At 72.4% G+C, this 5941-nt stretch carries 3 protein-coding genes and 1 pseudogene; all 4 read right to left on the bottom strand.

Features of this window, described 5'->3' with window-relative positions; all coding sequences use genetic code 11:
• Positions 1-1836, bottom strand: a 1836-nt coding sequence (locus IO36_RS47580) for an acyltransferase domain-containing protein (RefSeq protein WP_167347441.1), incomplete at its 3' end; no start/stop codon positions are given.
• Between the two features lie 315 nt (positions 1837-2151).
• Positions 2152-2634: a polyketide synthase gene (locus IO36_RS48690; RefSeq protein WP_245173606.1), complete on the bottom strand. Its 483-nt coding sequence runs from the start codon at positions 2632-2634 to the stop codon at positions 2152-2154.
• An 11-nt stretch (positions 2635-2645) separates the two neighbouring features.
• Positions 2646-2888, bottom strand: a pseudogene (locus tag IO36_RS49060) (beta-ketoacyl synthase N-terminal-like domain-containing protein); the annotation flags it as partial.
• Between the two features lie 37 nt (positions 2889-2925).
• On the bottom strand, positions 2926-5941 hold a 3016-nt coding region (locus IO36_RS48685), incomplete at its 5' end, for a type I polyketide synthase (RefSeq protein WP_280923772.1).

The following is a 5941-nucleotide window of genomic DNA, read 5'->3' as shown; positions in this document are numbered from 1 at the left end:
CACCGACGCCACCACATCAGCACCACCCACCAACTCCACAAACCGCACATCACCCACCTCCACCGCCGGCACCGACGTCGACCACTCCACCCGATACAAAGAACGCACGCGGTTCACGTGTTCGGGGGCGCGCAGGTGCAGCGTGCCGACCGTCGCAACCGACTTCCCGGTGCCGTCGGCGACCGCGATCCCGATGCCCTCGGACGCGGAACCGCTCAGTCGCACCCGTACGGTGGCCGCTCCGCTCGCGTGCAGTCCCACGCCCGTCCACGCGTAGGGCAGCAGCGTGCCGGGCTCGGCGCCCTCGAGGAGCGCGGCCCCGTGGAGCACGGCGTCGAGCAGCGCGGGGTGGATGCCGAAGGCCGCCACGTCTCGGACCCGGTCCGGCAGCGTGACCTCGGCGAACACGTCGTCCCCGACGCGCCAGGCAGCGGTCACGCCCTGGAAGGTCGGGCCGTATTCGGTCCCGTCGTAGAAGCCGGTGAGGTCGAGCGCGACGGCCCCGGTCGGCGGCCAGTGCCCCGCGTCCCAGACGGGTTCGACGGCGGTCGCACCGAGGACGCCGGTCGCGTGCCGGATCCATTCCTCTCCGTCGCGGGAGAAAACGTCGAGTTCGGCGCGGCCGTCCGCGTCGGGCTGGGAGACCCTCACCCGCACCGGAACCGCACCCGTTTCGGGGAGCTCCAGCGGGACGGACAGCGTGAGTTCCTCGATCTGCTGGAGGCCGAGTTCGTCCCCGGCGCGCAGCGCAATCTCGATGAACCCGGTGCCGGGGAACAGGACCTGACCGTGTACGACGTGATCCGCCAGCCACGGCTGCGTCCGCAGCGACAGCCGACCGGTGAGGATGACGCCTCCGCCGTCCGGCAGCTCGACGGCGGCGCCGAGCAGCGGGTGTTCCACGGACTCGAGCCCGGCCCCGGACACGTCTCCGGGGGCGGCGGGCCACTCCGGCCAGAACCGTTCGCGTTGGAAGGCGTAGGTCGGCAGCTCGACCCGGCGCGCGCCCGTGCCCGCGAAGAACGCCTCCCAGTCCACGGCCACCCCGTGCGCGAACACCCCGGCCACGGCCGTGACGGCCGACTCCTCCTCGTCACGATCGCGCCGCAGCATCGGCACGGTCGTCACCTCGGCTGTCTCCTGGATCATCGCGGACAGCGTCCCGTCCGGCCCCAGCTCCAGGAACGTCCCCACACCGTCATCGACCATCGCCCGCACCGCGTCACCGAACCGCACGGCCTCACGCACATGCCGAACCCAGTACTGCGGATCCGTCGGATCACCCGACATCAGCCGAATCACCGGCTCACGGAACTCGATCCCCTCAAGCGCCGCCGCGAACTCCTCCAGCATCGGATCCATCAACGGCGAATGAAAGGCATGCGACACCGACAACCGCCTGTGCCGCCAACCCAACTCGGACACCCGCCGCGCAACACTCCCGACGGCGTCCTCCGTACCCGCCACCACCACCGACGACGGGCCGTTCACCGCTGCCACACAGGCGCCCTCCGACAACACGGCAACAACATCCGCCTCTGCGGCGGACACCGCGAGCATCGCCCCACCCGTCGGCAGCCCGTCCATCAAAGCGGCACGCGCACGCACCAGCCGGCACGCATCCCCCAGCGACAACACGCCCGCCACATGTGCGGCGACCACTTCACCCAGCGAATGCCCGGCCACCACCTCGGGGCGCACACCCCACGACTCCACCAACCGGAACAACGCCACCTCCAGCGCAAACAACGCCGGCTGCGACCACCCCGTCCGATTCAACACACCAGCATCCGCACCCCACATCACCTCCCGGACGTCCTCACCAAGCTCCGCCATCACCGCGTCAAAGGCCTCCGCGACCCCAACCGCTGCGCACCCTGACCCGTAAACACAACCCCCAAACGGCCATCACCAGCCACCCCCTCCACCGCAGCCACCAACAGCTCGTCCCTGGTCCGGCCCACCGCAACCAGACGGTGGTCGAACCGCGACCGCGACAGCAGGGAGTACGCCACGTCCAGCGGCCGCGCCGAAGCCTCCGCCAGCCGGGCCAACTGCTCACGAGCAGCCGCCCCCGACCGGCCGGACACCAGCCACGGCACCACCACATCACCCGCCACCGGCTCAACAACCCCGGCAACCTGCGGTACTTCAGCGACCGGGGCGCTCCAGGATCGTGTGCGCGTTCGTCCCCGAGATCCCGAACGACGACACCGCCGCCCGCCGCGGCCGCTCCACCACCGGCCACGCCCTCGCCTCGGTCACCAGCTCGACGTCACCGTCCTCCCAGTTCACGTGGGACGAGGGCTGGTCCACGTGCAAGGTCCGCGGCGCGACGCCGTTACGCATGGCCACGACCATCTTGATCACACCGGCGACACCGGCGGCGGCCTGGGTGTGCCCGATGTTCGACTTCACCGAACCCAGCAACAACGGCGTCTCGCGGTCCCGGCCGTACGTCGCCAACAACGCCTGCGCCTCGATCGGATCACCCAACGTCGTACCGGTGCCGTGCCCCTCGACGCTCCGTCCTGATTCACCGCCGAACCCCGCACCACCGCAAGAATCTCGTGCCCGTTGCGCACCGCGTCCGACAGCCGCTCCACCACCAGCATGCCGACACCCTCCGACCACCCGACACCGTCGGCGGAGTCGGCGAAGGACCGGCAGCGGCCGTCGACGGACATACCCCGCTGGCGGGAGAAGTCGACGAACAGGTTCGGGGTGGACAGCACGGTCACCCCGCCCGCGAGCGCCAGATCGCAGTCGCCCGACCGCAACGCCTGGGCCGCCCAGTGCAGCGCCACCAACGAGGACGAACACGCCGTGTCGACCGTGACCGCCGGACCCTCTAGGCCGAAGGTGTAGGCGACGCGGCCGGACGCCACGCTCGGTGCGCTGCCGTTGCCGCGGTACCCCTCGAACTCAGGGGTGTTCAGCCGACACCGGATCGATGCCCGACCGCTCCAACGCCTCCCACGACGTCTCCAACAGCAGACGCTGCTGCGCGTCCGTGGCGAGCGCCTCCCGCGGGCTCATGCCGAAGAACTCCGCGTCGAACTCCCCCGCGTCGTGGAGGAAACCCGCTTCACGCGCGTAAGACGTGCCGAGGTGGTCGGGGTCGGGGTCGTACAGGCCCTCGAGGTCCCAGCCCCGGTTGTCCGGGAATGCCGACACGGCGTCCACCTCGTCGGTGACCAGCCGCCACAGGTCCTCGGGCGACCGCACCCCGCCCGGATACCGGCACGCCATGCCCACGATCACCACCGGATCGTCGGACACGGACGGCAGTGACACGACCGGCGTCTCCGCCGGCTCGATCCCCAGCAGTTCCCCGACCAGGTAGGCCGCCAGCCCGGCGGAGGTCGGGTAGTCGAACACGAGCGTCGCCGGCAGCCGCAACCCGGTCACGGCGGCCAAGCCGTTGCGCAGTTCCACCGCCGTCAGCGAGTCCATGCCCAGTTCCTGGAACGAGCGTGCCGGATCCACTGACCCCGAGGCGTCGTAGCCCAGCACGGCGGCCACCCGGCCACGGACCAGGTCGAGCACGACCTCCGTGCGGTCGGCATCGGGGAGCGCCGTGAGGCGGTGGGCCAGGCCGTCCGCCGCCTCCCCTCCGTGCGCCGCGATCCGTCGGCTCCGCCTGCGCACGAGTCCGCGCAGCAGGGCGGGAACCTCGCTCCGAGCCCGCACCGCCGCCAGATCGAGGAGCACCGGCGACACCAGCGCCTCGTCCGGCACGGACAGGGCCGCGTCGAACAGTGCCATGCCTTGCTCGACCGTCAGCGGCGGTACGCCTTCACGGGCGAGGCGGGCGCGGTCGGCGTCGGTGAGCCCGGCGGTCATGCCGGTCCCGGGCGCCCACGCGCCCCAGGCGAGCGAAAGGGCGGGCAGGCCGTGGGCGCGGCGGTGGGCGGCGAGGGCGTCCAGGAACGCGTTGCCCGCGGCGTAGTTGCCCTGTCCGGCCGCGCCGAGGATGCCGGCGACCGAGGAGAAGAGCACGAAGGCGTCGAGGTCGGTGGTCAGCTCGTGCAGGTGCCAGGCGGCGTCCGCTTTCACGCGCAGCACCGTGGCGAGGCGCTCGGGGGTGAGGGAGTCGATGACACCGTCGTCCAGCACACCGGCGGCGTGCACGACGGCACGCAGCGGGTGCTGGGCCGCCACGGTGGCAAGTGCCGCCGCCAGCGCCTCCCGGTCCGTCACGTCGCAGGCGAGGACCGTCGCGGTGGCACCGAGTCCGGTCAGGTCGGCGGCCAGCTCGGGGGCGCCCTCGGCGTCGGGTCCGCGGCGGCTGAGCAGCAGCAGGTGCCGCACGCCGTGCTCGGCGACGAGGTGCCGGGCGAGGCTCGCGCCGAGCCCGCCGGTGCCGCCCGTGATCAGGACCGTGCCGTCGGCGTCCCAGTTCGTGCGCGTGGCGGGGGCGGTGAGGCGGGCGAGGCGGGCGGCCCGGACCTCGCCGTCCCGCACGCGCACCTGGGGCTCGTCGGTGGCGAGGACCGCGCCCAGCGGCAGCGGTCCGTGATCGGCGTCGACAAGGACGAAGCGGCCGGGGTTCTCGGTCTGGGCGGACCGCACGAGGCCCCAGGGGGCGGCCGTGGCCGGATCGGCGCCGTCGATGACGAACACCAGCCGGGTCCCGTCGGACGATGCGTCGGACGCGGGCCAGCGCTGGAGCAGGCTCAGCACACGGGCGGCGAGGTCGTGGGTTGCGGTGAGCACGTCACCGTCGGCGGCCAGAGGTACGACGACGGCGTCGGGGGCGTCACCGAGCGAGGCCAGGTCGACGGTCGCCGAGACGGTGACGCCTGCCGAACGCAACCGGCCGGCGACACCCTGTGGGTCGTCGCCGAGCACGACGGCGGTCACCGGCTCGTCGCCGGAACGTACCCGTGTCGACCAGTCGATCCGGTAGAGCGCGTCGGTGCCCGGGCCGACCTGGTCGGCGGCGACCTCGCGGAACACGAGCGAGTCGACGGTGGCGACCAGGTTGCCGGCTGTGTCGGCGGCGGCGATGGTGACGCCGTCCGCGGGACTGCCGGTCAGGATCACACGCAGCGCGGAAGCCGCCGAGGCGTGCAGGGTCACGCCCTCCCAGGCGAACGGGAGCACACTGCGATCGGTGTCGCCGGTCAGCGACGCCGCGTGCAGCACCGCGTCCAGCAGTGCCGGGTGCAGCCCGTACGCGTCGGCCTGCCCTGCGGCCCGGTCCGGCAGCACGACCTCCGCGTAGACGGCGCCGTCGCGGCGCCAGGCGGCCGTGACACCGCGGAACATCGGACCGTAGCCGAAGCCGAGGCCTGCGAGCCGCTCGTAGAAACCGTCCAGCGCTACGGCTTCCGCACCGACCGGCGGCCACGTGGGGAAGTCGGCCGTGGCGGCCTCGGAATCGGTCAGGGCGCCGAACGCGTGCTGTGTCCACGGACCGTCGATGCCTTCGGGGCGGGAGAACACGCCGAAGTCGGTGCCGTCGACCCGCACCTGAATGTGCACCGCGCCGGTTTCGGGCAGAACGAGCGGAACCGCCAGGGTCAGTTCGTCGATCCGGTCGAGCCCGACCTCGTCGCCGGCGCGCAGCGCCAGCTCGACGAAACCGGTGCCGGGGAACAGGACCTGGCCGTGCACGACATGATCCGCAAGCCACGGCACGGACCGCACGGACAGCCGCCCGGTGAGCACGGTCACCTCGCCGCCGGCGACGGCAACGGCCGCGCCCAGCAAGGGGTGTTCGACCGAAGCGAGGCCCGCACCGGACACGTCTCCAGTGGCACCGGTCCGCTCGGGCCAGAATCGTTCGTGCTGGAAGGCGTAGGTCGGCAGCTCTACCCGGCGGGCGCCCGTGCCCGCGAAGAACGCCTCCCAGTCCACCCCGACACCGTGGGCGTGCAGCACCGCCAGCGCCGTCACCGCCGACGTCTCCTCATCCCGGTCCCGGCGCAGTGCG

This window comes from Streptomyces aureus, from assembly GCF_000725495.1.
In the GTDB taxonomy this organism is placed as follows: domain Bacteria; phylum Actinomycetota; class Actinomycetes; order Streptomycetales; family Streptomycetaceae; genus Streptomyces; species Streptomyces aureus_B.
The sequence above is the reverse complement of the archived record's forward strand: the minus strand, read 5'-3'. Positions and strand labels throughout refer to the sequence as shown.